Raw genomic sequence first — 25606 nt, forward strand, 5'->3', positions numbered from 1 at the left:
ATCCGTCCCATGTCCCTGCTGTCCGCATTCCTGAAACATGCCAAATTTTCTGTTGCCTTTGGGCGTCTGGGAACTGCGTTCGTTATCGCCGCCGCACTTTCTGCCGGAGCGCTGACATCGAACTGCGCCCTTGCAGCAAGCGATGACGGCTGGTTCTCCGCCATTGACGCCGGCCGCGGAGAAAAGAAAGCCGGTCCGCATGTCACGGTTGACATCATTGCCGAAAAAACCTCATTGACACCGCAGGCGGTCAACCGCTTTGCAGTTCGTTTCCGTCATCAAGAGGGCTGGCATACCTACTGGAAGATGCCGGGGGATGCCGGGCTGCCGCCAGAATTTACCTTCACGCTCTCACCGAGTGAACTGAAAGCCTCAGCACCGCTATTCCCGCTGCCAGAGCGAACAGTAACCTCCGGGCTCATCACCTTTGGCTATGGCGGCGAAACGCTTTTCCCCTTTAATGTGGAATTGCCGCGCGGTGCATCCGGACACGCTCAAATCGCGCTGCACGTCGAATATTTGGCCTGTAAGGACATGTGCGTTCCTGAGTCGGCCGACGTCAAGTTCTCCATTCCAATTGACATCAAAGGAAAAGATTCAGATGACGCAGCGGCCGTTGCTGCTGCTGTACGCGCCATCCCTGAACGTGTTCAAAACGACGGCAGCATCAAGGCGACCATTGACGGCAATCGAATTCGCATTGATGTTGCGGGGAACGCGATTGTCGGCAGGTCGCTTGATTTTCTTCCGTCCGAAAAAAATGTAATCGATCTGCGTCAGGCCCCGCAAACCGTTGTTGGCATCACGCAAGGCAACGAACCGCCTTCTGCCTCACTCTGGCTTGCCGCGACTGAACGATTTGCCAAAACACCTCAGCCCGCACTCGAAGGCGTCCTGGTCGCTGATGGCGGCCCAGCCAAAGGCGGTTGGGCGATTGACACGTCCATGCCGCTGCAAACCGGATCGGTAGCACCGCCTCCGGCAGTCAATACTGCACAGGCCAAGGCGGCATCGGCCGACCTGAATAACAGCGGCCAGATGACGGCAGGAACCGGCGCCGCGCTTCTCTTTGCATTTTTGGGCGGCCTGATCCTCAATCTGATGCCCTGCGTCTTTCCTGTTCTTTCGCTCAAACTCCTCGACCTCGTCCAAGGCGCCCACCAGTCGCAGCGTCTCATTGGGCACGGTTTGGCTTTCACGGGAGGCGTATTGCTCTCTATGGTGCTTCTTTCAGGCACCTTGATGGCGCTTCGCACTGCCGGTCATGCCGTAGGCTGGGGATTTCAGCTGCAGTCGCCTTGGGTGGTTGCGGCCCTGATTCTCTTATTTGGAGCCATCGCCTGCAACCTTCTGGGACTTTATGAATTCACCTTCGGAAGCCGTGCCGCAGATCTCAAAGTCGTGCGCAGCCTGCCGCAATCCGGAATCACCTCGTCCTTTTTCTCCGGCATTTTGGCGGTCATTGTGGCAAGTCCCTGCACCGCTCCTTTCATGGGGGCCGGGATCGGCTATGCACTCACCCAGCCCGCCGCAGAAGCAATGCTCGTCTTCCTCTCGCTGGGTCTCGGCATGGCAACGCCTTGGCTGCTTTTGTGCCTGTTCCCCGCCTGGGCCAAAAAGCTCCCCAAACCGGGACCTTGGATGAACACCTTCAAGAAGGTGATGGCTGTCCCCATGCTGCTCGCACTCCTTTGGCTCGCCTGGGTGCTTACCAAGCAGGTTGACTATCGAGGTCTCTTGATCGTACTTCTGGGACTCGCCGCGCTTGCCGCCTTTTGCTGGTTATTAGGAAGACGTCAGTTTGGACGGTCCTCGAGCACCATTGTTATGGCCGCACTCGGAACACTTACGGCGGCTTCACTGGCGCTGACAGCTTGCGGCATTTTCGACCGCCACTCCGTTTCAACAGAGGAGGGGTGGAGTACGTGGAGTGCCGAAGCCGTACAGAGTGCTTCCTCAGCAGGCCGCCCTGTTTTCATCGACTTTACTGCTGCCTGGTGCATTACCTGTCAAGCCAATAAGCTTGCTGTGCTCGACCGTGAGGAAGTCGTTTCACGAATGAGTGAACTCGGCTACGTTCGTTTTCTCGCCGACTGGACTAATAAGGATCCTGCTATCACCAAGGAACTGGCCAAGTATGGCCGCACCGGCGTACCGCTCTACGTTCTTATTTATAAGGACGGCACGGTCAAAGTGCTCCCTGAACTCCTCACAACCGGCACGGTCTTGGATGCACTGAAATAAATCAACTGCCGCCGCAGTTCGGCGTATGCCAAAAGATTAATTAATAAGATCCATCGGGCCTGCCGAAGCGTTTCTTCTGCAGGCCCGATTCTTATTTATCGCATCTTGTTTTCGGAATAGTCGTAGACCCAATCGATAACGATGTTTAGGAAGGGAATCCCGTTGGGCACGTTTTTAGCGCCCCGCACACTTGCGTAGACAGCATAGCGCTGACCGTTTTGCGCCTGAATAAATCCGCCGATGCTTCGCACATCAGAGAGGAACCCCGTCTTGATGCGGCCGCGTTCCTCTGCCACCTTGCGTTTGGCCATGGTCCCATCTCTGCCGCTAATCGGCATTGAAGCCAAATATTCCGGCATGTAGGGACCGGACCACCCGGCCGCCAGAAGTTGGGTCATTGCTCGGCCGGTCACACGGGTTTCACGCGAGAGTCCCGATCCGTTGTCAATCCATATCTCCTGAGACGTGATGCCTTTCGACTGCAGCCATTCGTCGAGCGCCGCACGCGCATCTTCAAGGGTTGCGCCTCTTGGGAAAACCAATTCCGCCCGTGCGGCAGCCTTTCCCGCGGACTTAAGCTTTCCTGTCGAAGGCTCATTCTTTTGCGCTTCATTAAAAGCCTCTCGAACCCGATCAGCCCCCAAGGAAAGGAAGATATGCCGCGCCATTAAGTTGTTAGACCACTTATTGGTGAGCGCCACCACTTCGCCCAAAGGCTGCGAAACACGGGAAAAACGCCGTTGAGCATCTTTGGGTACGTTTCCTGACACCACATGCCCCGTCCAGGTGCGGCCGTCGCGCTCCCAGAGCGCACGAAAGAGCCGCTCGAGGTATTCGTTGGGTTCTAAGGCGATGACATTGAAATTTTTCGGCCCGCAAGCTGCCGGAAGCTTGCCGGTAAAGGTCACACGCTTGCGGCCTTTGCCCAGATCCTTCAGCTGGAAACCAATTGACGTCTTCCAATCACCGCATCCGCCTCGACCGAGCGGGATTGTCTCTGGGAAAGAAATACCAGCCAGTTTTGGCACAGTCACGATGCGGGCCGTTTGGGTCTCCTTGTCGGGGATAAATTCGAAGCTTAGATTTCGAAAATTGATGAGCGCCGGATCGGGCTGCAAGTTGTAAGGACGAGAGCTGCGGCCGTCAAACGCTCCTGGATCCACCTGAGGAATATTGAAGTAGGAACGGTCAATGACGATGTTGCCTTCAATCCGCTTGATGCCGGTCTGAGCGAGTTTGTCTACCGCCATGGAAAAATCCTCAACCACGAAGGAGGGGTCACCGCCTCCGCGAATAAAGAGACCGCCCTTCAAAAGCCCCTTTGTGGTTGGTTCTCCCAGCGTATAAAAACCCGTATACCAGTGATAATTAGCCCCCAGCGTTTCGAGCGCAGCCAGAGTCGTCACAACTTTGGCCACCGAGGCCGGTCGATCAATGCGGCGGTCATTCCAAGCGAAGACAGCGGTCTTCGGCGATTCAACCGGCACTACTGAAATCACAATATCGTCAGGATTGATTCTCAGCCGCTTGGCCGCTGCTGCGAGCGGAGCCGGCAACTGCGACTGCGAGGCAGTTCGGCCCGCAGCCGAAGTTGCCGCAGACGCCGTTGGCAGCGCAATCGTAAACGAAAGCAGTGCTGCAGCCGTCAGCGCTTTTGCAGCAAACAGCTGCACCCGGCGATTCAGCGTCAACTTCGCGCTTTCACTCAAGCATTTCCCTGCACACATCAATGGATCCTCGCAGCGGATGAAAAAATTTTTATCTCCAGCCCTTGAAATCGAAAGAGCCGTCCCCATATAGGCAAGTAATGGTAGCGGATGTGCCTCTAAGGACATTCCGCCCGTATGAATTTGTTGCATGCCGAGCTCTCCGCCATCAATTAGGCAGTGCGATTTGAGCACGGCATCCAAGCTTTTCAAAGAATCTTTTGGAGATTTCCCAGATGCAGATCCGTCCTTTGCATGACCGCGTCATCATCAAGCGCCTTGAGGCCGAAACGACGACCGCCTTCGGCATCGTCATTCCTGACACGGCCGGCGAAAAGCCTGATCAGGGCGAAGTGATCGCCGTCGGTCCCGGCAAACGTGATGAAGCCGGCCGCCTTGTGGCGATGGACGTTAAGGTCGGCGACCGCGTCCTCTTCGGCAAGTACTCCGGCCAGACCGTCAAGGTCGACGGCGAAGAGCTCCTCGTGATGCGCGAGGAAGACATCATGGGCGTGCTCGAATAAGCCGCCCCCGAAAGCACTCCACGTACAGATTTCTAAATAATTAAGGAATTACAAAATGGCTGCTAAGCAGGTTCTTTTCGGTGATGATGCCCGCACGAAAATGGTTCGCGGTATCAACGTTCTCGCCAATGCTGTCAAGGTAACGCTCGGCCCGAAGGGTCGCAACGTTGTGCTTGAACGCTCTTTCGGCGGCCCGACGGTCACGAAGGATGGCGTGTCTGTCGCCAAAGAAATCGAACTCAAAGATAAATTTGAAAACATGGGTGCCGCCATGGTCCGCGAAGTCGCCTCGAAGACGAGCGACAACGCCGGTGACGGTACGACCACTGCTACGGTTCTCGCTCAGGCCATCGTTGATGAAGGCATGAAGTTCGTTGCCGCCGGCATGAACCCGATGGACCTTAAGCGCGGCATCGACAAGGCTGTTGCCGCCGCCATCACTGAGCTCAAGAAGCTCTCCAAGCCCACTACGACCAACAAGGAAATCGCTCAGGTTGGCGCCATTTCGGCCAACTCCGATGAAGAAATCGGTCAGATCATTTCCGAAGCCATGGATAAGGTCGGCAAGGAAGGCGTGATTACGGTTGAAGACGGCAAGAGCCTCAAGAACGAACTCGAAGTCGTCGAAGGCATGCAGTTCGACCGCGGCTATCTCTCGCCCTACTTCATTAACCAGCCTGAAAAGCAGGCTGCAGTTCTTGAGAACCCGTTCATCCTGCTCCACGACAAGAAGATCAGCAACATTCGCGAACTTCTGCCGGTGCTTGAACAGGTCGCTAAGGCTGCTCGTCCGCTCGTCATCATCGCTGAAGACATCGACGGTGAGGCCCTTGCCACGTTGGTCGTCAATTCCATCCGCGGCATCCTGAAGGTTGTGGCCGTCAAGGCTCCGGGCTTCGGCGATCGCCGTAGCGCCATGCTCGAAGACATCGCAGTCCTTACGGGCGGTACGGTTATTTCGAGCAACGTCGGCCTTTCGCTCGATAAGGCTACGCTTGCCCAGCTCGGCAGTGCCAAGAAAGTCGAAGTCACGAAAGAAAATACGACCATCATTGACGGTGCCGGTGATGCCGCGGCCATTGAAAACCGCGTCAAGAACATCCGCACGCAGATCGAAGGCGCCTCGAGCGATTACGATCGTGAAAAACTTCAGGAACGCGTGGCTAAGCTCGCCGGCGGCGTTGCACTGATCAAGGTCGGTGCCGCAACTGAAGTTGAAATGAAGGAAAAGAAGGCCCGTGTGGAAGACGCTCTGCACGCCACTCGCGCTGCCGTTGAAGAAGGCATCGTCCCGGGCGGCGGCGTCGCGCTCATCCGCGCCAAACTCGCCATCAAGGACATCAAGGGCGACAATGACGAACAGAACGCTGGTATCCGCATCGTTCTGCGCGCCATGGAAGAGCCGTTGCGTCAGATCGTCGCCAATGCCGGCGATGAACCGAGCGTCGTGGTGAACACCGTCGCTCAGGGCGAAGGCAACTTCGGCTACAACGCTCAGTCCGCCAAGTACGGCGATATGGTTGAAATGGGCGTACTCGATCCGACGAAGGTGACCCGCACGGCACTTCAGAACGCAGCATCTGTCGCTTCGCTGATCCTCACGACCGACTGCATGGTTGCCGACCTTCCGGCCGACGACAAGGCTGTCCCCGCCGGCATGGACGGCATGGGCGGCATGCCCGGCATGATGTAATCAACTGCAGAATGCCCTGACACGTTTGGGCGGCTGAACAAACCGCTCAAACGTGGCCGCAGACAATGCAAAAATCCTCCGCAGCGTGCACGGCTGCGGAGGATTTTTTATTCAGGATCGCGCAAAACCGGCGCCGCGTTCAAACGCAGCGTCGATTGGACATCCGCTTCCTCGTTATTCGGGCTTCAGCCCCGAAAGTTTGGCAAACTCTTCCGTGGTCACCTGAGGCACCGGGATATAGCGTCCATCGGTGGTCTTCAGGACACCGAAGGGCACCGAGATACCGCACGCACGACGGAAGGCTTTGGAGTAGTCCCAGACCTTCTTTCGCGCATCAAAGGGCAATTCGACATTGCGGACATCGAGCCCTCGGAAATCCTTGTCGTGGAAATGCGCTTCATGCTCCAGGAACTTCGCTTTGCGGTCCTTAGCAGAGAGAATTGCTGCGCCCTGAAGCTCACTCCAGGGGTTGAGCACCGCGACCGGATGCCAGATAAAGGTCACCTGCTTAAGGAAAGGCTTAAGCTGTTCATACTGCCAGACGCACCACGGGCACTGCGTGTCAAATGCCAGACGAACCACCGGTCCGTTTTTCGGTCCTTGGAAAACAACACCGTCACCGGCATCCTGAAGCTCAACAAAGCAGCGTTCGGCATTGAAGTCCGTCGGCACTGTCGGCATGTCGGGCCAGGTACGCTTAGCCGGCTTACTCGTCTTACCGTCAGCTGCATGGGCGGCGGTGATTGACGAAACGGCGGCGGCGCCGGCGATCGTCAAAAGTGTGCGGCGGCTGCAGAGTCCAGTCATAAATGTTCCTCCTGTCTCTTTTCCTTTTTTACTGATCGAGGGTCAACAACCCGCGAAGTCCATTTTCCATCCTACGCCACCGCAACCGATGTGCTTGAACAGCAAAGCGCAGAAAAAATGTTTCGACACACTTGTTGAGCATTTATTTTGCGGTATTGCCATCATTGAAACGATATCCGAGCGATGAATTGAGCTAAAGCTTCTCGTTTCTGTGCCTTTGTCGGCAAGATTCCTTGACCGCCCGCACGCCGGCAAGGACAATGTTGTCTATTCCTTGATTACCGCTCGGCGGCGCCCAAAGCTATGATTTCACGGACGTCTGCCGGCCTCTCTAAAGAAAACTGAGTTGACATGAAGTTCACCGAGATGCTGCGCGCCCGCTGGCGCAATGCCGACACGCTTCTGTGCGTCGGTCTCGACCCCGATCTGGCACGCCTTCCTGAAGAACTAGCCGGCAAACCCGATGCCATCTATTCCTTTTGTACCGGCATCGTTGATGCAACAGCAGACCTTGTCTGTGCCTTTAAGCCCCAGATTGCCTACTTCGCATCCGAAGGCGCGGAAGACGCGCTGAACCGTGTCGTCGCCTACATTCATTCCAATCATCCCGGCATTCCTGTCATCCTTGATGCCAAGCGCGGCGATATTGGTTCGACGGCCAAGCACTACGCCGAAGAAGCTTTTGATCGCTATGGTGCCGATTGTGTGACGCTCTCTCCCTATATGGGCGGCGATACGCTGGATCCATATCTGGCATATGCCGAGAAAGGCGCTTTCGTTCTCTGCCGCACTTCGAATAAGGGCGGCGATGATCTGCAAATGATCGACCTCGGCGGCGGTGAACGTCTTTTTGAACGCGTAGCCCGCTTGGTCTCACATGAGTGGAACCGTACGGGCGAGCTTGGCCTCGTTGTTGGCGCAACCTACCCCGATGAGCTTGCTGCGGTACGCCGCATTGCGCCGGACATACCGCTCCTTGTGCCCGGCATCGGCGCCCAGGGAGGCGACATTAATGCTGCTGTCAAAGCCGGTATGGACACGGAAGGGGCCGGTATGGTCATCAATTCAGGCCGCGCAATCCTATACGCCAGCAGCGGTGCCGACTGGCGCGAAGCAGCCCGCCGTTCTGCGATTGCCACACGCGACGCCATCAACAGCGCCCGCGAACTCTAATTTTTGGGGCTGCTTGACTCAGCGGGCGCGGAGCTCCACTTCGCGCCCGCCGCTTTGGATGACCGCCTGAAGCGCTGTCTCATCCACGGCCCCCAACTCCACCAAATCTCGGCTTGGCGCATTTCCGCCTATGCGAAAGAGGCAAAGATTTCCCCACGGAACGTAGTAGGCGAATGTACCTCTTACCGGCGACTTGACGACAGGATCGCGTCCCACATCGAGCCGCTCAGAAAGTCTTGCAATTCGCTCAAGCTTTCCAAAATCCTCCCACACCACCTTCATCGGCAGGCGTTTGGCGAAATTTTCGGCTGCTGCGCTGGCATTCAGTTCAATGGCATAAATTGCACCGTCGACAACCATGTCGATGGTTTGTGCGGCTGGACTCCCTACTGCGACGACGATACTAGCCGCAGCGACAGCAAGATGTTTGACCGGCTTGTGCATCTGAATTCTCCGAAAAATATTGAGTCCATTTCATTTTCTATGATGTACTCGCCGAAAAAAGTGCTGATCCGCTCAAATATCTGCCGTATTCGTTTCAAAAAAAGCGGTCCGAATCTTTAATCGAACCGCTTTCTATCACAGTCTTTTGCTGCAGCCTCAGAAGAGACTCAATAGTGCAATCGGATTCCCTTTGTAATTCCCATTCACAAAACAGGCATTCTCAAAAATTTCGAGTTTAGATTGGTAAACGCCGTCAATGAGCCGAAGATCACCCGACGCTGTATAAACAGCTGCTGTCTGTTTGGCAATCAAAGCTTGCGGAATAGCCAGTTCAAAACTGCCCCAGCTTGCTCCTCGAGCGAGCTCCTGACCCTGCGCATTCGGATCCGCCGCCTTGTAAGCAAATGCCCCCTTCAAATGCGCCGAATCCTTTCCCCGCACATATCTTGCATCGGTCAGATTCAACGCAATGCCGTCCTTCGTAAAGGCGCGGCTCCAAATACCGAGAACCCGGAAAGCAGCGTCCGGATTCACTGCCGTCTCCTGCGTGGCCGTTTGGAGTTCCGTCAGGAATGCTTCCGAAAGATTCGTAATCGTCAAATCCAAACCAATTTCTGATGCTGACTCCCCACCCGCTTTCGGGTTCGTAACGGAAAGCTCAACCCGCTCATCCCAGCGCTGAGCCGCTTTTCCGTCCTTACCCTCTGGCGCCGGTCCGGCCGACCGTGCTGAGATAAATGCCGCACGCGTTCCGTCGCCGGAGAGCTCCCCGCTCACAAAAGGCCCGCTCGTAAAAGTAAAGTCCGCAATGGGCTTCTCTCCCACGCGAATTTCAGCCCGTAAATCTTTCATGGATTCCGTGGAGGGAGCGTTTGCCGCAATTTCTTCCGCCGTTCGGCAGCTCCAGCCGCCCAGAACGAAGCGAGCGACAATATCCTGCCCGATCTTTTCGCCCGTAATGCTCGCCACCTCAGCCTGACAAACAAATGCGTTTTCGGGAGCGCGATAGGTGATTGGATTCAGCCGCCACACCACAGGTTTGACGGTTCCTGTCATTGAAGTTTCAATCACGAGCTCGTCGCCGAACCCTTCCACACTTTTATCGGCCGCAATCTGTGCTCCGATCCCCTGCGTAAGATCAAGCGACGCCTTCGTTTTGGTGCCTAATCCAAATTCAGCACCGCCCTGCCAGACCATTTTGAGGCCATTGAGGAGTTCCACTTCCACCGTAAAGGCGCGCGTTCTCCACGTACGAGCCGTCTCCGTAAAGATGACCGTCTTTACCGGAGCCTCCTTGTAACTTGCGAGATCCTGAGCGTGTTCGTCCCAAACACGTCCCTCCCAAGTGATGATGCCCGCACCTGCTGCTGCGGCGGCCGCAATCACGACTGCGGCCGTACCCCACACTTTTGCTCCCATGCCTTCCTTCCTGCTTTAATTAGAAGTGATTGAATTTATTTTGAATGCTCACAATACCGTGAGTACCCATGCCGCTTTTTCTAAAGTTGTTCACAAGTGTGCCGCAGCGGCCTATTAGTTGCCAACAGACTTATCCACAGACTTAATCGTCTTAGAATCCGCACCATCATGCGGATTGTCGACCACTCCCCTCTCAATTTGAGGGCTCAGCTCCTCCCCCTTGGGGACAACTTCTGCCATGCCGTGCGCAGCGCGTAAACGAGAAGCGAGCACCTTATCGACTCGCCGACCGTCCATATCGACAATCTCAAAACGCCACCCCAGCCACTCGACCGCATCACCCTCTTTGGGCAACCTTCCCAGAAGGAGCATCACCATGCCTGCAAGCGTGCTGTATCGGCCGGCTTCCTCTTCAGGAACGTGCTTGAGAGAAAGCACATCCTTCATTTCGGGAATCGGAATGATGCCGTCGAGCAGCCAGGAACCATCCTCGCGTCGAGTGGCCCAGCTGTCATCGGGCTGCTCGGGCTTAAATTCACCGGCAATAGCCTCCAGTACGTCACGCGGCGTCACCAGACCGAGCACTTCGCCGTATTCGTCCACGACAAGCGCGAGCGGCACGTCGGTTTTACGGAAATGCTCAAGAAGCTCCATCCCAGTAAGCGACTCTGGCACATAAGAAACCGGCATAAGATTGTTAGCAAAGTCCGGTTTGCCAGAATCCAAAATCTGCTGCAGAAGCATTTTGGTTGAGCAGACGCCCTTCACATTGTCCAGACTGCCAACGCAGACCGGCAGCCGCGATCGCTTTGACGTTCGGATCAGTTCAATATTTTCCTCATCCGGCGCTTCAAGATCGATCCAAGAAATATTGGAGCGCGGCGTCATCAAAGAGGCAACCTGCCGATCATCAAGACGAAAGACGTTGCGCACCATATCGCGCTCTGCCGTTTCGATAACGCCGGATTCCTGCCCTTCTTCAATCATGGCGTGAATCTCTTCTTCCGTCACGGAACTCCCCTGTGTTTCCGAAATGCCCAAACGCTTCAAAAGCAGGTGCGTCGAGACCGACAGGAGTTTGACAAAAGGAGCGGCAATAATGGAAAGACAGTGAATAGGAGGCGCGAGACGACAGGCAATGCGCTCGGGCGAAATCTGCCCGATGCGCTTGGGGACCAGTTCGCCCATCACAATCGAAAAGTAGGTGATCAGCACAACAACAACAAACAAACCGATAGCCTTAGCGGTTTCCGGCGACAGTCCAACCATCACCAGAAACGCCTCCATCGGTCGGGCGAGCGCCGACTCACCCACAATGCCCGAAAGAATGCCGATGGACGTAATACCCACCTGAATCGTTGAAAGTGCACGGTTCGGATCCGCATTGAGCTCACGAGCACGCTCTGCTCCAGCAACCTTGTCATCAATAAGACGCTGGAGCCGAGCACGACGGCTCGTAACGAGCGAAATTTCACTCATGGCGAAAACGCCGTTCAAAACGATCAGAACGGCGAGAAGCGCCACATCTAACCAACTGGACATAAAAAATCTGAAAGGGGTCAAAAAAATGAAATGAGCGATCTGCAGCCGCAGATCGCCAGATAATCCGACTTAGTAAAAAAGTCAGAAGAATTTTTTATTATCACATGCGGGACCAGCCGCAGTTTGAATAGGCCGGCCTAAACTGCATGAATGCGAAAGATTGCATCAGTCAAAGGGCGACGGCATTCTCATCGGATCGCCGCCGCGAATGAGGGCGATCAGACCTTGGAGCGCCGTTAAAGAAGCGGCCAGCCGCACTGTTCGGCGATCACCGGTGACGTGAATGGTACGCACACTTGTTGCGATCGCTCCGGAAGGATCGCGTTCTGCCCACCCAATACAAACCGTGCCGACCGGCGTTTGCGCAGTGCCGCCGGACGGCCCTGCAACCCCCGTAAGGGCGACAGACAAATCCGCATGGCTGCAGGCGAGTGCACCGCGCGCCATGGCTTCAGCAACGGGTTCACTCACAACGCCGAATTCTGCAATAACTTCTGCCGGCACGTCGATCATCTCTTCTTTGCCGGAGATTTGATAGGTCACATAACCGCGGTCAAACCATGCCGACGATCCGGCGACACTCGTAATGAGTTCACTCACCATGCCGCCCGTCAGACTTTCTGCCGTGCAGACAATACGTCCGTTTTCATGTGCGGCAGCCCCAAGCAGATCCGCTGCCAATTCAGCTTGCTCAAGCAGTGTGCTCATGAGAATTCCTCACCCATCAATATTCTTCGTTAGGCCCACCGTTGCCAGGCTGCTGACAGCAAAACGATGAGTGCCCAAGCATAGACCGCAGCGGCGATATCGTCGAGCATCACCCCCAAACCCGACTTCATCCTGCGGTCGAACCAGGAGCCTGGCCAAATTTTCACAATATCGAAAAGTCGAAACACAAGGAATGCGGCCAACCACCAGCCCCAGCCGGCGGGCAGCATGATGCATACGGCCCAAACAGCTACAACCTCATCAATGACAAAACCGCCGTGATCGACAACGCCGATGTCGCGGCCCGAACGTTCGCACGCCCATGCGCCAAGCATAAAAAGAGCGGCAGTGAGTGCTACCCAGCCTTCGCGCGTCATGAAGGGATCGAGCAGCCCGTAGACGAGCACTCCCGCAAGCGTTCCCCATGTACCGGGAGCAGGCCGCAGAGCACCGACGCCGAAAAACGTGGCAATCCAGTGCGCAGGATGAGAAAGAACAAAGTTTCGGGTGATGCGCACGCGATTGGCGGGCGCATCTGGAGCGTATTTTTCAAACATGTCGTCCTAAGGCGAATGAATCTTCGCGCGGCTGCACTGCAGCCGCCAGACAGACTCCATTATTCTGGATCTTCCGCGTTGAAATGATCGTAACCAGTGCTCGGCACTGCAACAGGCAGGCCGTCTGCCGTGCGCACCACAACAGCCGTTTCTTCTCTTTCTAAAATACGGCCGATGCGGGAAACGGGCGTATTGGAGAGCAGTCCGGCCTCAAAGATGCGCTCGGCTGCCGCTGGAGGCGCCGTAAAAATCAGTTCGTAGTCGTCACCGCCGGCAAGCGCTGCCTCATGCTGGCGTGCAACGGTGAGCGTCGACAATACTGGGGAGAGCGGTATACGCTCCCATTCGATTTCTGCGGAAACACCGCTTCTCGTCAGGATGTGATCCAGATCGGCAAGGAGACCGTCTGAAATATCCGCACAGGCTGTCGCTGCGCCCAGAAGCGCCTGACCGAGCGCGATACGCGGTGTCGGCCGATCCATCCGAGCAAAGAGCCGAGGTTCCGCATCGGGCATCACCTGCCAGCGACCCCACCGGCACATCAAAGCCGCATAAGCGTCGCCCACCGTACCAGACACCCAGATATCGTCACCGGGCTGAGCGCCGCTTCTTGTCAGCCCCATTCCGGCCGGCAAGTCGCCCATCGCCGTAATGCTGATCGTTGCAGGAGCATGTCTGCCGTCAATCTCTGGCGTCCGTGTCGTATCTCCCCCAAGCAGCGCGCAGCCCGATTCATGTGCAAGCGCCATCAGACCGCGGGAGAAATCAGCCAGCCATCCGTCGTCTCGACGCGGCAGGCCGATGGACAGGAAAAAGGCTCGCGGAACGGCTCCCGCTGCTGCCAGATCCGAAAGATTCACAGCGAGCGCCTTATAGCCCACATCTTCCGGATCGGCATCGGGAAAGAAATGCGTGCCTAATGCAGTCATGTCGCAGGTCACCGCGAGACGCCCCGCACCGGTATCAATGATGGCGCAGTCGTCACCCACCCCCTGACTCTTCCAGGCTCCGAACGACGGATACGTGAAGAACTGCTCAATGATTTGAAATTCACCAGCCTCAGACACAACACACCTCCTTGATGTCTCTGCGCTTCATAAAGAAGCCTCCATTTTGCGAATTATCCTGTGCAGCGCTCCCAACGAACGCGCCTAACTTTGCCTTCAAGCACAAGATTTCAAGATCCTCACTGCACTTTGCACCAAAGCATGCAGAGGATGTCTAAACACGCATCCTGTTTTCTTAAAGTCCTGCAAAAAGAGCCGCCCAGAGTTTCCTCACAAGCGGCTCGATCCAACAGCTGCAACAAAACTGCTGCTGATTAGGCTTTCTTCTGGGCGTGATCCGCTGCAAACTCAGCTGCGCGCACCTTAGCGGCCACGCGTTCGAGAACAGCATTAGTGAACCGGTAGCCGCTGCCGAAATGTTTGGCCAACTCAATCGTCTCGTTGAGAACGACGCGGTACGGCGTCTGCGGGCAGCGCAGCAGCTCATACGTCCCGATGAAAAGAATCGCACGCTCAACGAGCGATACGCGCTTCAGGTCGCGGTCGACAAAAGGCGAAAACTCAGCTTCAAGCGCAGCGTGCTCGCCGATCGCTCCAGAAAGCAGTGTCGTGAGCAGCTCACGGTCGCAGCGCGCCCAGTCTTCAGACGTAAGACCGAGATCTTCAACGGGCGTGCCTTCCTCATCATCGGCAAGGAGCGCAGGAAGATTTTCTTCAATTTTCTGGGCTTTAAGCGTCGGATCTGCGATCCACTGATAGAAGCCGAGCAGCGCAAAGACGCGGGCGAGATGCCGCGGTGCATGCGCCTGGCGGCCGGGCTTATGGGCTTCAGTCATAGTTGTCCTGTCCGCTCTCTATAAAGAGAGCCTGATATTGAGAAACCCAAGCGGCGCACGCCGCCTGGATGCTCTTATTTGTTCAGAGTAATCAGAAAAGGCGCGCATTCTAGCGCGCCTTTTCATCCTCTGCCTTGACCGATCGGAATTAGTCTTCTGGATTTTCCTCAAAATCGTCAGCCGAAACGAATTCCTTGGCGAGGTTGGCCATCTCAACAGCGCAGCGAGCGCAGTCGCGGGCTTTCATCTCAATACGTTCCTGACACTGCTCGTCATTTTCCGTCGTAAGCACACCATTGGCGATCGGAATTTCATAGTCAAGACCAATACGGGTAATGCCGGCACCGGACTCATTCGAGACGAGTTCAAAGTGATAGGTTTCACCGCGGATAACAGCGCCGAGCGCAATCAGGGCATCGTATTCCTCGGTCTGTGCAAGCTTCATCAGCGCGAACGGAATTTCAAGCGCGCCGGGAACGGAGACCTTTGTCACATCCTCATCCATCACGCCGAGCTTGCGAAGTTCATCCATGCAGGCCTCGAATTCGCCGCGGCCGGCGTATTCATTGAAGCGGGATACGACGATGCCGATGCGCAGATCCGTGCCGTCGGTAGAGGTCGGGATGATGTCAACTGCCATTTGCTTAGCTCCTTGGTACTGGGCAGAACGAGAAAGCGGTTCGGCCGCTGCTCATCTATGAGGGGCGGCGTCCGAATCTCCCTTCTAAATCTTGAAGGGATCATTTTAGCGCATCAACGTGTCCAAACTTCAGCTCTTTGCGAACGGGCATTTACGGAAAATCTTCTTCACTCATGACAGGCTTGCCTTTTCTTCACCAACGCCGTTTTCAGGGCATCTCAAAGGCACGAGCCGCCGCCCTTCTTTAAAACTGACGTCCGCTTCACCAAAACGTCATACAACTGACATCACTTTGCCGCAGCCGCGTTGCAAACCCGTCACATGTACTTCCTAGACTGCTCCGCAGCGGCCGAAAGGAATCCTCACCTTTCCCGTCCGCCATTTGTCCATTTATTTGTAGACGCACTCTCACGCGCCAATTTTCTCCCCCACAGGAACACCACATCACCATGCAGAAATTCATATTGAGCACCGCATCCGCCGCACTGGCTGCCGTCGGCGTTCTCAGTGCACTCGCTGCCGCACCGGTCTCTGCCGCGCAGATCTATCCTGTCGATCAGGCACGTTTCATGACCAATGCCAAATTCGACTTCAAGATTGAACTTGACAAGAAGGCCGACCGCAAGAACGTCGTCGTCGAAATCAACGGCGCCGACTATAAGAAAGTGCTCAAGGGTTCGGAAATCTGGGTTCCCGAAGAAATCGATTCCGAAGGCTCCGCACTCATCATGCGTGACGTCGAAATCAAGAAGCCCGGCAAGTACACCGTTGTAGTGAAGTCGCCCGAAGGTGAAATGCGCGCAGATTGGGATCTTTACTCTACGCCCAAGAAAGCCGCGGCCAAGAACGTGATCATTCTGCTCGCTGACGGTCTTTCCGTCGGACACCGCACTGCAGCCCGCATTCTCTCCAAGGGCGTAAAGAACGGCATGTATCAGGCGCCGCTTGCCATGGACAATATGCCGCACATGGCGCTCCTCGGTACGAGTTCAGTTGACACGATCGCCGCTGACAGTGCGAATACAGCTTCGGCCTATATGACCGGCCACAAGTCTTCCGTTAATGCGCTCGGCGTCTACGCAGACCGCACCAAGGCCAGCCAAGACGATCCGCGTCAGGAAACGATTGCCGAACTGCTCCGCCGCAAGACTGGCAAAGCCATCGGCGTCGTGTCCGATGCTGAAATTGAAGATGCAACGCCCGCTTCTGTCGTCGCGCATACCCGTCGCCGCTCCGACAAGGCCGATATCGTCGGCATGTTCTACGAAGTTCGTCCGGAAGTGATTTTGGGCGGCGGCTCTGCCTATTTCCTCCCGCAGGGTACGCCTGGCAGCAAGCGCAAGGATTCAACCAACTATCTTGAACTCTTCCAGAAGGACGGCTACAAGTTCGTCTCTGACCGTACCGAACTGCTTGCCGCCGTTGACGGCAAGGCGCCGCAAAAGCTCCTTGGGCTCTTCCATACCGGCAATATGGACGGCTGGATTGACCGCCACCAGTGGAAGGGCAACACGGTGAAGAAGTTCCCGAATCAGCCCGACCTGACGGATGCGTTTGATGCTGCCGTCAAAGTGCTCGGCCAGAACAAGGAAGGCTTCTTCCTGATGCTTGAAGCCGGCTTGGTCGACAAGTTCTCGCACCCGCTCGACTGGACGCGCTCCGTCGGCGACACGATTGCCTTCGATAAGGTGGTTGAACGTGCTCAGAAGTATGTCGACGAACATCCCGATACGCTTCTGATCGTAACGGGTGACCACACGCACTCCATCTCGGTTGCCGGTACGGTCGACGACAATAAGCCCGGCAAGGACATGCGTGAGAAAGTGGGCGTTTATGCCGATGCGGGTTATCCCAACTACGTTGATGCGGACAAGGACGGCTTCCCGGATGACTTCGCACCTTCCAAGCGTCTGGCCGTCTTCTTCGGCGCACACCCGGATTATTACGAAACCTATCGCGCCTACCCGGATAAAACCTTCAATCCGGCCGTCAAGAACGAAAAGGGCGAGTATGTGGCTGACGAAACCTACAAGTCGGTCGAGGGCGGTCACTTCGTCGAAGGAAACCTGCCCCGCAATGAAAGCCAGGGCGTTCACACCGTCGATGACCTGGTCGTTACTGCCCGCGGGCCGAAGTCTGAAGAAATCAAAGGCTTCATGAATTCGACTGAAATCTTCCGCGTCATGGCTGAAGCGCTCGCGCTTGGCCACTAAGCGAATTGACCGCAGGACTTCTCTCTGACACCTGCGATCCGCCTGCAAAGGACGTCTTCCCCGCCAAGGGAAGACGCCCTTTTAAGTTTTCCTTATTTGCCACCAGGCTTGAGCTCTCATGCATCGCAGAACGGTACTTACTGCCGGAATACTTTTCCCGACGCTTTATTCCCTTGCCTCATCGGCAGCTCTGGCTGCGGATCTTCCGCAGCTTGCCTTTCCCGAAATGTACTCGGGCGTTTCCGTCCTCGGGCTCACCTTTTCCGACAAACTCAAGTCGCTCGCCGGGAAAAGGGTTCGCATGCAGGGTTTCATGGCGCCGCCACTAAAAGCCGATGCCCATTTCTTCGTCCTCACGGAATCACCGGTAAGTCTCTGTCCGTTCTGCAGCACGGATGCTGACTGGCCAGACAACATCGTCGTCGTCTTTCTCAGCGACAAACAGGAGTTCGTACAGGCCAACCGCCTCATTGAAGTGGTCGGTACGCTCGAAGTCGGCAGCCGTATGGATGAGGAAACCGGATTCGTCAGTCTCGTACGAATCGTAAACGCCCGTTTTGAGGTTGTGTGAGCTGACCTGCGGGCCGGATGCATCGTGCATTAACACTTTTTTCACCGCAATTCTCATTCCCCGGTTGGAGAACCCGTCGTCATGAACTCTGCTTCCCCCACTGCCGATGTTGGACGCAAATGCAGCAGTGATACCGGCTGCTGCGCGGATCCTCAGCCTTTCGATTTATCACTGGAAACCGTCAGACTCGATGTTCCTGATGGCACAGGCGTGAGAACAATCTTCTCGTGCTTTGACTTCAAGCTGCCTCAAGGCGCCATGCTTGGCATCCGCGGCCCCTCAGGCGCTGGGAAAACGTCTTTTTTGAAATGTCTTTCGGGAATCATCACGCCCACAGAAGGTGTTGTGCGCTGGGGCACACTTGCTCTTTCGCAGTGCACGGAATCGGTTCGCGACCGCTGGCGAGGACAGCATTGCGGCTTTCTTTTTCAAGACTTTCGGCTTTTTGAAGACCTTACAGCACTCGACAATGTTCTGCTGCCGCTCACCTTCCGCGGCACCATTGCCGCGCATGACCGCGAAACCGCCCGCGAAATGCTTGCTGCTCGCGGCATCCGCACCAATACCCGTGCAGGAGACCTCTCACGCGGCGAGATGCAGCGCACCGCACTCGTGCGAGTTCTGATGGGCCGTCCTGCCGTCATTCTGGCCGATGAACCTACTGCCAATCTTGACGAAGCTCGCGGTGACATCGTGGTTGATGACCTGATGTCAGCTGCACAAAGTCTTTCGGCATCACTCATTCTCGTCAGCCACAGCGACCGCGTCCTCAAACGCCTGCCGCTCACCGCAGAAATCCGCGCGGGACGCTTTATCACGCCGGACGAACTCACCCCTTCACGATCCATCCCTTGATTGGAGCTGCGCCATGAATATTGCACTGCTGCTCAAGAGCGAACTCAGACGCTCCGCCGGCATCCTGGCCGGAATGGCGCTCATCATTGCGCTGGCACTCTCGATCGCTGTTGCTGCCGGCATCTGCGAACGAATGGTAAAGGCTTCCGCTGCACAGTCTGCCGACGATTTCGATCTGTTGATCGGTGCTCGCGGATCCAGTTCGGCGCTCCTGCTCGGCACGGTTTTCTTGCGCGATGAAATGCTGCCGATCGTGCCGGCATCCGCTTGGGCGAATATCCGAGAGGCTCAAACGGCTAAAAGCAGCATCCGCTGGGCTGCTCCAGTTGCTTTCGGCGACCGCACACCCTCCGGCCGCACGATTGTCGGCACAACACGCTCCTTTTTAGACCGCGGCAAGAGCCGCGAACCCGCTGCCGGACGATTTTTCACAAAGCCGACTGAAGCCGTTGCGGGCGCCTCCTCAGGCTATGTCATCGGAGACAAATTTTCCCCTATGCACGGCCGAGTTCATGGCGCTGGCCACGCACATGAGGGCATTGCTTACGAAGTAGTCGGCATCCTGCCGCCCACCGGAACGCCATGGGACCGTGCGGTAATGGTACCGATCGAAAGTGTCTGGGCAGCACATGCAGATGTGCACGGCGATCACGATCATGACCACGAAGCCGAGGAAGCACATGACCGTGAGCAGCCATCCGCGCATTTGTTTGAATCCTGGATGCTGTCCAACAAAACACATCTTGAAGAACTGCCGGGCTTTTCCGCTGTCATTGTGAAACCCGCCTCAGTCTCCTCGGCCTATCGACTGCGTCAGCGCTTCAATGAGATCGATGCTGCAGGTCATGACGGCAAGATCGTGCCGCTCATGGGCGTCTTTTCTGCTGAGGTGCTCGTTAATCTCTACGCCGCTTTTGGCGGCGCATCGCAGGCGCTCGCCTTTGTATGTCTGCTCACGAGCATCGTCGCGCTCGCTGCGGTGCTTTTGGCGAGCGTTCTGCTCGGCCGCCTGAGACTGCCAACGATTTTGCTGCTGCGCACACTGGGAGCTCCTCGCCGCTATGCAGCAGCACTCACCTGGTCTATTGTCATGACAGCGGCGACTGCCGGCATCTTGGGCAGTCTAATCCTTGGATGGGGTGCTGCCGAACTCTGCGCCGGAGCTCTGGAACTCGAAACCGGAGCGCGCATCACGCCGAGCTTTTCCATGCGAGAAATCTGGCTCGCATTGACGGCACTTGCCGCCGGAGCGGTCTGCGCATTGCTCCCGGCCTGGCTGGCCGGCCGCATGAAACTCAGTTAGCTGCTGAGGATTGCCAACAGCCAAAAAAGGAATCCCTGAAACGGTGAACTGCTCACTATTTCAGGGATTTTTCTATGCCATCCGCAACGCTTGCGCTCAATAGCTTAAGCCTCTCAGATACTGCGGCGGCACGACAAGCTTCGGCACCTTCTCAACATGCAGCCGGTTAGCTGCATGCCATCCCCAATGCGGATCATCGATCATTGCGCGGCCAATATCGATCACATCTGCCGCACCTTCGCGCAGCAGAGTTTCCGCCTGCCAAGCATCACGGATAAGTCCAACAGCAAAAGTCGTCATACCCGTTTCAGCCTTCACGCGTGAGGCAAACGGAACCTGATAACCAGGCCCGACGGGGATAGGCGCATCCGGCGTGTTGCCGCCCGTCGATACATCGACAAACGTACAGCCTTCTTTCTTAGCCAGATTAACGAGGTGAATGGTGTCTTCAATCGACCAGCCTTCAGGCACCCAATCGGTGGCGGAAACGCGAAGGCCCACTGCGACATTAGCCGGAACAGCGGCTTTCACGGCATTCATCACTTCCTTGGCAAAGCGGCAGCGATTGTCGAGCGCACCGCCATACTCATCAATTCGATGGTTCGAGAGCGGCGACAAAAATTGATGAATGAGGTAGCCATGTGCCATATGGATTTCCACCGCATCCACACCGGCACGCGCTGCACGAGCAGCGGCAGCACCAAAATCCTCAGCAATCTGCCGGCAATCCCCAAACTCAATTTCACGCGGCGTCGTGTAGGTGTCCGAGAACGGTATCGGACTCGGCGCACGCACACGCCATCCGCCTTCCATCGGCGGCAACGTGCGGGCAGGCCCGCGCCACGGACGCACCGAGCTTGCCTTGCGGCCAGCATGATTAAGCTGCACCATCACCCGACATTCCGGTTCGATCTCATGCATGAGGTCGACGAGCTCCTTAAGCCCTTGTTCACACTCATCGGACCAGAGACCCAAGTCGTAGTTGGTAATGCGGCCGTCCGGCGACACTGCGGTCGATTCGATGCAGACGAGGCCGGCGCCGGAAGCGGCAAGGTGACCATAGTGCATCTTGTGAAAAAGCTGCACCACGCCGCTACGCGCACTGTACATAGCCATCGGCGGCACAGCAATACGGTTAGGCAGTTCTACGGGGCCGATCGAAATCGGCGTAAAGAGCATTGTGTTCATTGTTGAAAATTTCCTGCTCAAAAGCTCCTCAAGACTACACCGGCAATGCTCAGCAGCATCTTTGATCCATCAAGAAAGGCCTGCGGATTCTTTTCTCCGGCAGGCCTTCAGGGGAGCGGGCGTTCTCAGAAGAGCGAGTCTTCGTTCTTGAGCGACATTATGCGCTCGACATAGCGAGCAATCGTGTCGATTTCGACGTTAACGTAGGACTGCGCTTTGAGATGCTTCAAGGTGGTCACTTCAAGCGTATGAGGAATGAGATTAATGGTAACAAGTGTATCGAGCGCCGTATCCTCGACCTTGTTGATCGTGAGGGATACACCGTTGATGGTGATGGAGCCTTTGTAGGCGACATAGGGAGAAAGCACGCGCGGCACACGCACCACCAAACGCCAGGACTCCGCCACAGGCTCCATTGACTCAACCTGTCCAACACCGTCGACATGGCCGCTCACGATGTGCCCGTCAATGCGGTCGGAAAGACGCATAGCCTTTTCCAGATTCACTTCACCAAAGGTGTCGAGTCCCGTTGTTTTCGAGAGGCTTTCGGCTGAAACGTCAATCTTGAATTCACGCTCGCCCACCTCAATTACCGTCATGCAGGCGCCATTGACAGCGATCGAATCGCCCACCTTCACTTCGTTTAAGCCAAGGTCGGGAGCAAGAATCGTCAGACGAACGCCATTGCCGAGCTTCTCCGGTTCACGAACCTTGCCGACGGCCTGCACAATGCCAGTAAACATAAACTATCTCCTCAAAAGAACTCGAAAGTCGCCGCCGATCTGGTCAAGCGACTGAAGGCGCCAGCGATATGCCGCACCCGGTTCGGCCGGAAGCGGCACAGCCGCTGGCCCCATCCCCGCACCAAAAAGGCAGGGGGCATAGTAGAAAAGCATCTCGTCAATCAACCCTGCAGCAAAGAGTGCCCCTGAAAGCCGCGGACCTGCTTCAACATGAACTTCGTTCACCTCACGTTTGGCAAGTTCACGCATCAGTTCGCGAAGATCTACCCGCCCGGGCACTGCCGCATCAGGGAGCACCCATACCTCTGCGCCAGCTGCTTCCAGAGCTGCTCGGCGGGTCGGATACTCGGCCGCCGCCGCAATGAATACCTTACCGCCCTTCGACGTCAAGAGTTTTCCTGCGGGCGGCGTTTCCATGCGCGGATCAATTACGATGCGCAACGGCTGACGCTCCTGATCAGGAAGCCGCACATTCATCTGCGGATCATCGGCCAAAACCGTTCCAATACCGGTCAGTACTGCGCCGGCTCGACCGCGCCAAAACTGCACATCGGCACGAGCCGCTTCACCGGTAATCCACTGAGAGCGTCCGTCTGGAAATGCTGTACGGCCGTCGAGCGTCACAGCAGTTTTCATTCGTACCCACGGCGTCCCCCGCGTCATCCGCGTTAAAAAAGCAATATTGACCTCTCGGGCCTCTGCTTCTCGGACACCAAGCTCAGCCGGAATTCCAGCTTCAAGGAGCATACGAATGCCGCGGCCGTGTACTTTAGGATTTGGATCTCCGACGGCGGCCACCACACGTCCGACTTTGGATTGAATGAGTGCAAGAGCGCAAGGCGGAGTACGGCCATAATGCGAGCAGGGCTCCAATGTCACATATACGGTGGCGCCCTCAACAGATAAGCCGCGCTCGAAGGCACTTCTCAAAGCCATCACTTCCGCGTGCGGTCCGCCGGTACGCTGCGTATGACCCGCACCAACCAGCCGGCCGTTGCGCACAATCACCGCCCCCACTGACGGATTAGGCGGCGAAATCCGCCAGGCCTTTCGCGCTTGAGCGAGAGCAAGATCCATCCATGCGTCGTCTGCTGCGGAACGTGCCGCTTCTGAGTTCGAGACTGCAGCGTGAGCTTCAAGTTTCTGCGCGCAGGCAAGGCGTTCCGGGTCGACCAGCGTTTCAATGGCCGGCAGCACAGACGAAGTATTCTGAGCGTTGTCTTCGCTCAAAGAGGATGCAGATGTCGTCATCAGCGATACTTCCGGATGTATCCGTCGGGATCACTTGAAGCAAGCTGTCCCTTAGGATCAGAGTCATCGCTCAGTTCGATCGGCGAATCTGCCACTTCGACGGATTCGTCGGTTTCAGGAACACCGTAAAACTCTCCGGTTTCCAATCCTGCAGCATCCTCATCTGCGGCAGCAGGGGCTTCGCGCAGTGCTTGCTCAATCATCTCGGCAAACGCCTTCGGATCATTGATGTTGAGATAAACAGACGCAAAACGGATCCACGCGATCGTATCCATGCCGCGCAGGGCTTCGAGCACAAGTTCGCCCAATTTTGAAGAACGCACTTCGCGTTCGCCCATGGCAGAAAGCTTATGTTCAATAGCTCCTACTGCGGCATCTATACGCTCAGAAGAAACCGGCCGCTTTCTCAGCGCGAGCTGCATAGAGCCGCGAAGCTTTGCCCGGTTGTACTCCACACGACCGCCGCCGCGCTTGATGATCCAAGGCATAGCAATGGCTACACGCTCGAAGGTCGTAAAGCGCTTGCCACAGGCTGGACACTGCCGACGGCGGCGGATGACGAAACCGGGCTTTGGAGCGCGTGAATCAACGACACTCGTCGAGGGGTGACGGCAGAAGGGGCAGCGCATCGACGGCTGTTCTCCAATAGATTGATGAGTGGAGATGATTTTAGCCGATCTCTGGTATGCACCACGGTCTGGTGAACTGTGTACGCCAAACGAGAAAAATGATCAGCAGCCGAATAACAAGAAGCAAAAGGGTCTGCATCTTTGGCTGCAGACCCTTTTGCTTTATGTTGACAGCACCCAAGGCATCGATTAAAGGATTGCCTTGAGGGATTAAGCCTTAATCGTGAACGTAGACGGGGAATTTAGCGGTGAGCTTCGCGACTTCGCCGCGAACGCGGTCAAGAACCGCCTGATCTTCAGGCGCCTCAAGAACGTCAACAATCAGATTGGCCGTGAGACGGGCTTCATCTTCCTTGAAACCGCGTGTCGTCATTGCCGGCGAGCCGAGACGGATACCCGACGTGACAAACGGCTTCTCGGGATCGTGCGGGATGGCGTTCTTGTTAACGGTGATGCCGACCGAATGAAGCACGGTCTCAGCGGTCTTGCCGGTGATCTTCAGGGGACGAAGATCGACGAGCATGACGTGACTTTCCGTACGGCCGGAAACGATGCGCAGACCGCGCGCCATCAGCTGCTCGGCCATCACATGCGCATTCTTCATCACCTGTTCCTGATAGGTCTTGTATTCCGGCTGCAGCGCTTCGCCGAGCGCCACGGCCTTGGCGGCGATGACGTGCATAAGCGGCCCCCCCTGCATCCCTGGGAAGACGGCAGAGTTAATTGCCTTTTCAAGATCCGGACGCACAAAGATCATGCCGCCGCGCGGACCACGCAGGGTCTTATGGGTAGTTGTCGTCACAATGTCGGCGTGGCCGAAGGGCGACGGATAGACACCCGCAGCGATCAAGCCGGCATAGTGAGCCATGTCGACCATCAAAAGCGCGCCGACAGAGTGGGCAATTTCAGCAAAACGCTTGAAATCGATCTTAAGCGAATAGGCAGAAGCGCCGGTGACGATGAGTTTCGGCTTATTTTCCTTGGCAAGGCGTTCGACTTCGTCATAGTCAATCTCTTCCTTGTCATTAAGGCCGTAAGGAACACAGTGGAAATACTTGCCCGAGAAGTTCAGATGCATGCCGTGGGTCAAATGCCCGCCGTCAGCAAGCGACAATCCCATGAAAGTATCACCGGGCTTGAGAACCGCAAAGAACACGGCCGAGTTAGCCTGCGCACCCGAATGAGGCTGCACATTAACCGCCATTTCAACACCGGCGGGTTCGCAAAAGAGCTTCTTGGCTCGTTCAATGGCAAGACGTTCAACTTCGTCAACAAATTCGCAGCCGCCGTAGTAGCGCTTGCCCGGATAGCCTTCGGCATATTTGTTGGTGAGGCAGCTCCCCTGAGCAGCCATCACTGCCGGCGAAGCATAGTTTTCGCTCGCAATCAGCTCGATGTTCTGCTCCTGGCGCTTAGCCTCGGCATCAATCCACTGCCAGAGTTCGGGATCGCGCTTGGCGGGGCATTCGGACAAATTGAACATGGGTTGTTTCCTTCTGTCGTGAAGAATACTTATAGGGAAGAGTCTGCTGTGACACGTACTAGCCACAGGC

22 protein-coding genes and 1 pseudogene are annotated in these 25606 nt (G+C 56.2%); 8 read left to right on the forward strand and 15 right to left on the reverse strand.

Going from position 1 to position 25606, the window contains the following annotated elements; all coding sequences use genetic code 11:
- Positions 1–9: 9 nt before the first annotated feature.
- Positions 10–2244: a protein-disulfide reductase DsbD family protein gene (locus DES29_RS02765; protein WP_113854410.1), complete on the forward strand. Its 2235-nt coding sequence runs from the start codon at positions 10–12 to the stop codon at positions 2242–2244.
- Between the two features lie 95 nt (positions 2245–2339).
- Here DES29_RS02765 and DES29_RS02770 read toward each other — a convergent pair whose 3' ends face one another.
- A complete protein-coding gene (locus DES29_RS02770) occupies positions 2340–3917 on the reverse strand; it encodes a D-alanyl-D-alanine carboxypeptidase/D-alanyl-D-alanine-endopeptidase (protein WP_236578860.1) in 1578 nt (525 codons plus the stop codon).
- Positions 3918–4186: 269 nt separating this feature from the next.
- Between DES29_RS02770 and DES29_RS02775 the strand changes: the two genes are divergently transcribed.
- Together DES29_RS02775 and groL are read left to right on the forward strand one after the other, a co-directional pair.
- Positions 4187–4474 (forward strand): co-chaperone GroES, encoded by a 288-nt coding sequence (locus DES29_RS02775; protein ID WP_016473543.1) that lies wholly within the window; start codon positions 4187–4189, stop codon positions 4472–4474.
- Positions 4475–4529: 55 nt separating this feature from the next.
- Positions 4530–6167 carry a chaperonin GroEL gene (gene groL, locus DES29_RS02780; RefSeq protein WP_016473542.1) on the forward strand — a complete coding sequence of 546 codons (1638 nt, stop codon included), beginning with the start codon at positions 4530–4532 and terminating at the stop codon, positions 6165–6167.
- A 174-nt stretch (positions 6168–6341) separates the two neighbouring features.
- On the opposite strand, the gene DES29_RS02785 is transcribed toward groL, so the two are convergent.
- Positions 6342–6974 (reverse strand): hypothetical protein, encoded by a 633-nt coding sequence (locus tag DES29_RS02785; protein ID WP_016473539.1) that lies wholly within the window; start codon positions 6972–6974, stop codon positions 6342–6344.
- Between the two features lie 351 nt (positions 6975–7325).
- Between DES29_RS02785 and pyrF the strand changes: the two genes are divergently transcribed.
- Complete coding sequence (gene pyrF, locus DES29_RS02790; RefSeq protein WP_005430992.1) at positions 7326–8147, forward strand: orotidine-5'-phosphate decarboxylase; 822 nt, start codon at positions 7326–7328, stop codon at positions 8145–8147.
- Between the two features lie 18 nt (positions 8148–8165).
- Here pyrF and DES29_RS02795 read toward each other — a convergent pair whose 3' ends face one another.
- From DES29_RS02795 to ribH, 8 genes are all read right to left on the reverse strand, one after another.
- A complete protein-coding gene (locus tag DES29_RS02795; protein WP_016473538.1) occupies positions 8166–8591 on the reverse strand; it encodes a cyclophilin-like fold protein in 426 nt (141 codons plus the stop codon).
- Between the two features lie 156 nt (positions 8592–8747).
- Positions 8748–10010: a hypothetical protein gene (locus DES29_RS02800; protein ID WP_021994570.1), complete on the reverse strand. Its 1263-nt coding sequence runs from the start codon at positions 10008–10010 to the stop codon at positions 8748–8750.
- A 114-nt stretch (positions 10011–10124) separates the two neighbouring features.
- A complete protein-coding gene (locus tag DES29_RS02805; protein WP_021994571.1) occupies positions 10125–11552 on the reverse strand; it encodes a hemolysin family protein in 1428 nt (475 codons plus the stop codon).
- 165 nt (positions 11553–11717) lie between these two features.
- Positions 11718–12260, reverse strand: a complete 543-nt coding sequence (locus tag DES29_RS02810) for a CinA family protein (protein WP_016473533.1) — start codon at positions 12258–12260, stop codon at positions 11718–11720.
- Between the two features lie 29 nt (positions 12261–12289).
- Entirely contained in the window at positions 12290–12817 is a 528-nt protein-coding gene (locus DES29_RS02815) for a phosphatidylglycerophosphatase A family protein (RefSeq protein ID WP_021994572.1), read from the reverse strand.
- A gap of 59 nt (positions 12818–12876) precedes the next feature.
- Positions 12877–13884: a thiamine-phosphate kinase gene (gene thiL / locus DES29_RS02820; protein WP_005430998.1), complete on the reverse strand. Its 1008-nt coding sequence runs from the start codon at positions 13882–13884 to the stop codon at positions 12877–12879.
- 254 nt (positions 13885–14138) lie between these two features.
- Positions 14139–14660 carry a transcription antitermination protein NusB gene (nusB, locus tag DES29_RS02825; protein WP_016473530.1) on the reverse strand — a complete coding sequence of 174 codons (522 nt, stop codon included), beginning with the start codon at positions 14658–14660 and terminating at the stop codon, positions 14139–14141.
- A 148-nt stretch (positions 14661–14808) separates the two neighbouring features.
- Positions 14809–15300 carry a 6,7-dimethyl-8-ribityllumazine synthase gene (gene ribH, locus DES29_RS02830; RefSeq protein ID WP_005431000.1) on the reverse strand — a complete coding sequence of 164 codons (492 nt, stop codon included), beginning with the start codon at positions 15298–15300 and terminating at the stop codon, positions 14809–14811.
- Between the two features lie 449 nt (positions 15301–15749).
- Between ribH and DES29_RS02835 the strand changes: the two genes are divergently transcribed.
- The 4 genes from DES29_RS02835 to DES29_RS02850 all read left to right on the forward strand — a co-directional run bounded on the left by DES29_RS02835 (position 15750) and on the right by DES29_RS02850 (position 20242).
- The gene (locus DES29_RS02835) at positions 15750–17513 is read left to right on the forward strand and encodes an alkaline phosphatase (RefSeq protein ID WP_005431001.1); all 1764 of its coding nucleotides are present in this window, start codon (positions 15750–15752) and stop codon (positions 17511–17513) included.
- Between the two features lie 118 nt (positions 17514–17631).
- Entirely contained in the window at positions 17632–18084 is a 453-nt protein-coding gene (locus tag DES29_RS02840) for a hypothetical protein (protein WP_005431002.1), read from the forward strand.
- An 81-nt stretch (positions 18085–18165) separates the two neighbouring features.
- Positions 18166–18939, forward strand: a complete 774-nt coding sequence (locus DES29_RS02845) for an ABC transporter ATP-binding protein (protein ID WP_005431003.1) — start codon at positions 18166–18168, stop codon at positions 18937–18939.
- A gap of 13 nt (positions 18940–18952) precedes the next feature.
- Positions 18953–20242, forward strand: a complete 1290-nt coding sequence (locus DES29_RS02850) for an ABC transporter permease (protein ID WP_021995041.1) — start codon at positions 18953–18955, stop codon at positions 20240–20242.
- Positions 20243–20338: 96 nt separating this feature from the next.
- Here the strand turns inward: DES29_RS02850 and DES29_RS02855 are convergent, their stop codons facing one another.
- From DES29_RS02855 to glyA, 5 genes and pseudogenes are all read right to left on the reverse strand, one after another.
- The gene (locus DES29_RS02855; RefSeq protein WP_005431006.1) at positions 20339–21430 is read right to left on the reverse strand and encodes an NADH:flavin oxidoreductase/NADH oxidase; all 1092 of its coding nucleotides are present in this window, start codon (positions 21428–21430) and stop codon (positions 20339–20341) included.
- A gap of 125 nt (positions 21431–21555) precedes the next feature.
- Positions 21556–22173, reverse strand: a complete 618-nt coding sequence (locus DES29_RS02860) for a riboflavin synthase (RefSeq protein WP_005431007.1) — start codon at positions 22171–22173, stop codon at positions 21556–21558.
- A 3-nt stretch (positions 22174–22176) separates the two neighbouring features.
- The gene (gene ribD / locus DES29_RS02865) at positions 22177–23424 is read right to left on the reverse strand and encodes a bifunctional diaminohydroxyphosphoribosylaminopyrimidine deaminase/5-amino-6-(5-phosphoribosylamino)uracil reductase RibD (protein ID WP_005431008.1); all 1248 of its coding nucleotides are present in this window, start codon (positions 23422–23424) and stop codon (positions 22177–22179) included.
- 170 nt (positions 23425–23594) lie between these two features.
- Positions 23595–24053: pseudogene (gene nrdR, locus DES29_RS02870) on the reverse strand (transcriptional regulator NrdR); the annotation flags it as partial.
- 217 nt (positions 24054–24270) lie between these two features.
- The gene (glyA, locus tag DES29_RS02875; protein ID WP_005431011.1) at positions 24271–25536 is read right to left on the reverse strand and encodes a serine hydroxymethyltransferase; all 1266 of its coding nucleotides are present in this window, start codon (positions 25534–25536) and stop codon (positions 24271–24273) included.
- Positions 25537–25606 lie beyond the last annotated feature (70 nt).

The organism is Sutterella wadsworthensis (assembly GCF_003315195.1).
Lineage (GTDB): Bacteria > Pseudomonadota > Gammaproteobacteria > Burkholderiales > Burkholderiaceae_F > Sutterella > Sutterella wadsworthensis.

Bases quoted from the DNA above. Each gene is read 5' to 3' on its own strand.
- pyrF (WP_005430992.1), top strand. From the start codon at position 7,326: ATGAAGTTCACCGAGATGCTGCGCGCCCGCTGGCGCAATGCCGACACG.
- DES29_RS02810 (WP_016473533.1), bottom strand. From the start codon at position 12,260: ATGAGCACACTGCTTGAGCAAGCTGAATTGGCAGCGGATCTGCTTGGG.
- DES29_RS02835 (WP_005431001.1), top strand. From the start codon at position 15,750: ATGCAGAAATTCATATTGAGCACCGCATCCGCCGCACTGGCTGCCGTC.
- DES29_RS02845 (WP_005431003.1), top strand. From the start codon at position 18,166: ATGAACTCTGCTTCCCCCACTGCCGATGTTGGACGCAAATGCAGCAGT.
- DES29_RS02785 (WP_016473539.1), bottom strand. From the start codon at position 6,974: ATGACTGGACTCTGCAGCCGCCGCACACTTTTGACGATCGCCGGCGCC.
- DES29_RS02805 (WP_021994571.1), bottom strand. From the start codon at position 11,552: ATGTCCAGTTGGTTAGATGTGGCGCTTCTCGCCGTTCTGATCGTTTTG.
- DES29_RS02815 (WP_021994572.1), bottom strand. From the start codon at position 12,817: ATGTTTGAAAAATACGCTCCAGATGCGCCCGCCAATCGCGTGCGCATC.
- DES29_RS02855 (WP_005431006.1), bottom strand. From the start codon at position 21,430: ATGAACACAATGCTCTTTACGCCGATTTCGATCGGCCCCGTAGAACTG.
- groL (WP_016473542.1), top strand. From the start codon at position 4,530: ATGGCTGCTAAGCAGGTTCTTTTCGGTGATGATGCCCGCACGAAAATG.
- DES29_RS02765 (WP_113854410.1), top strand. From the start codon at position 10: ATGTCCCTGCTGTCCGCATTCCTGAAACATGCCAAATTTTCTGTTGCC.
- DES29_RS02840 (WP_005431002.1), top strand. From the start codon at position 17,632: ATGCATCGCAGAACGGTACTTACTGCCGGAATACTTTTCCCGACGCTT.
- DES29_RS02795 (WP_016473538.1), bottom strand. From the start codon at position 8,591: ATGCACAAGCCGGTCAAACATCTTGCTGTCGCTGCGGCTAGTATCGTC.
- nusB (WP_016473530.1), bottom strand. From the start codon at position 14,660: ATGACTGAAGCCCATAAGCCCGGCCGCCAGGCGCATGCACCGCGGCAT.
- DES29_RS02800 (WP_021994570.1), bottom strand. From the start codon at position 10,010: ATGGGAGCAAAAGTGTGGGGTACGGCCGCAGTCGTGATTGCGGCCGCC.
- ribD (WP_005431008.1), bottom strand. From the start codon at position 23,424: ATGACGACATCTGCATCCTCTTTGAGCGAAGACAACGCTCAGAATACT.
- ribH (WP_005431000.1), bottom strand. From the start codon at position 15,300: ATGGCAGTTGACATCATCCCGACCTCTACCGACGGCACGGATCTGCGC.
- DES29_RS02860 (WP_005431007.1), bottom strand. From the start codon at position 22,173: ATGTTTACTGGCATTGTGCAGGCCGTCGGCAAGGTTCGTGAACCGGAG.
- DES29_RS02775 (WP_016473543.1), top strand. From the start codon at position 4,187: ATGCAGATCCGTCCTTTGCATGACCGCGTCATCATCAAGCGCCTTGAG.
- DES29_RS02850 (WP_021995041.1), top strand. From the start codon at position 18,953: ATGAATATTGCACTGCTGCTCAAGAGCGAACTCAGACGCTCCGCCGGC.
- glyA (WP_005431011.1), bottom strand. From the start codon at position 25,536: ATGTTCAATTTGTCCGAATGCCCCGCCAAGCGCGATCCCGAACTCTGG.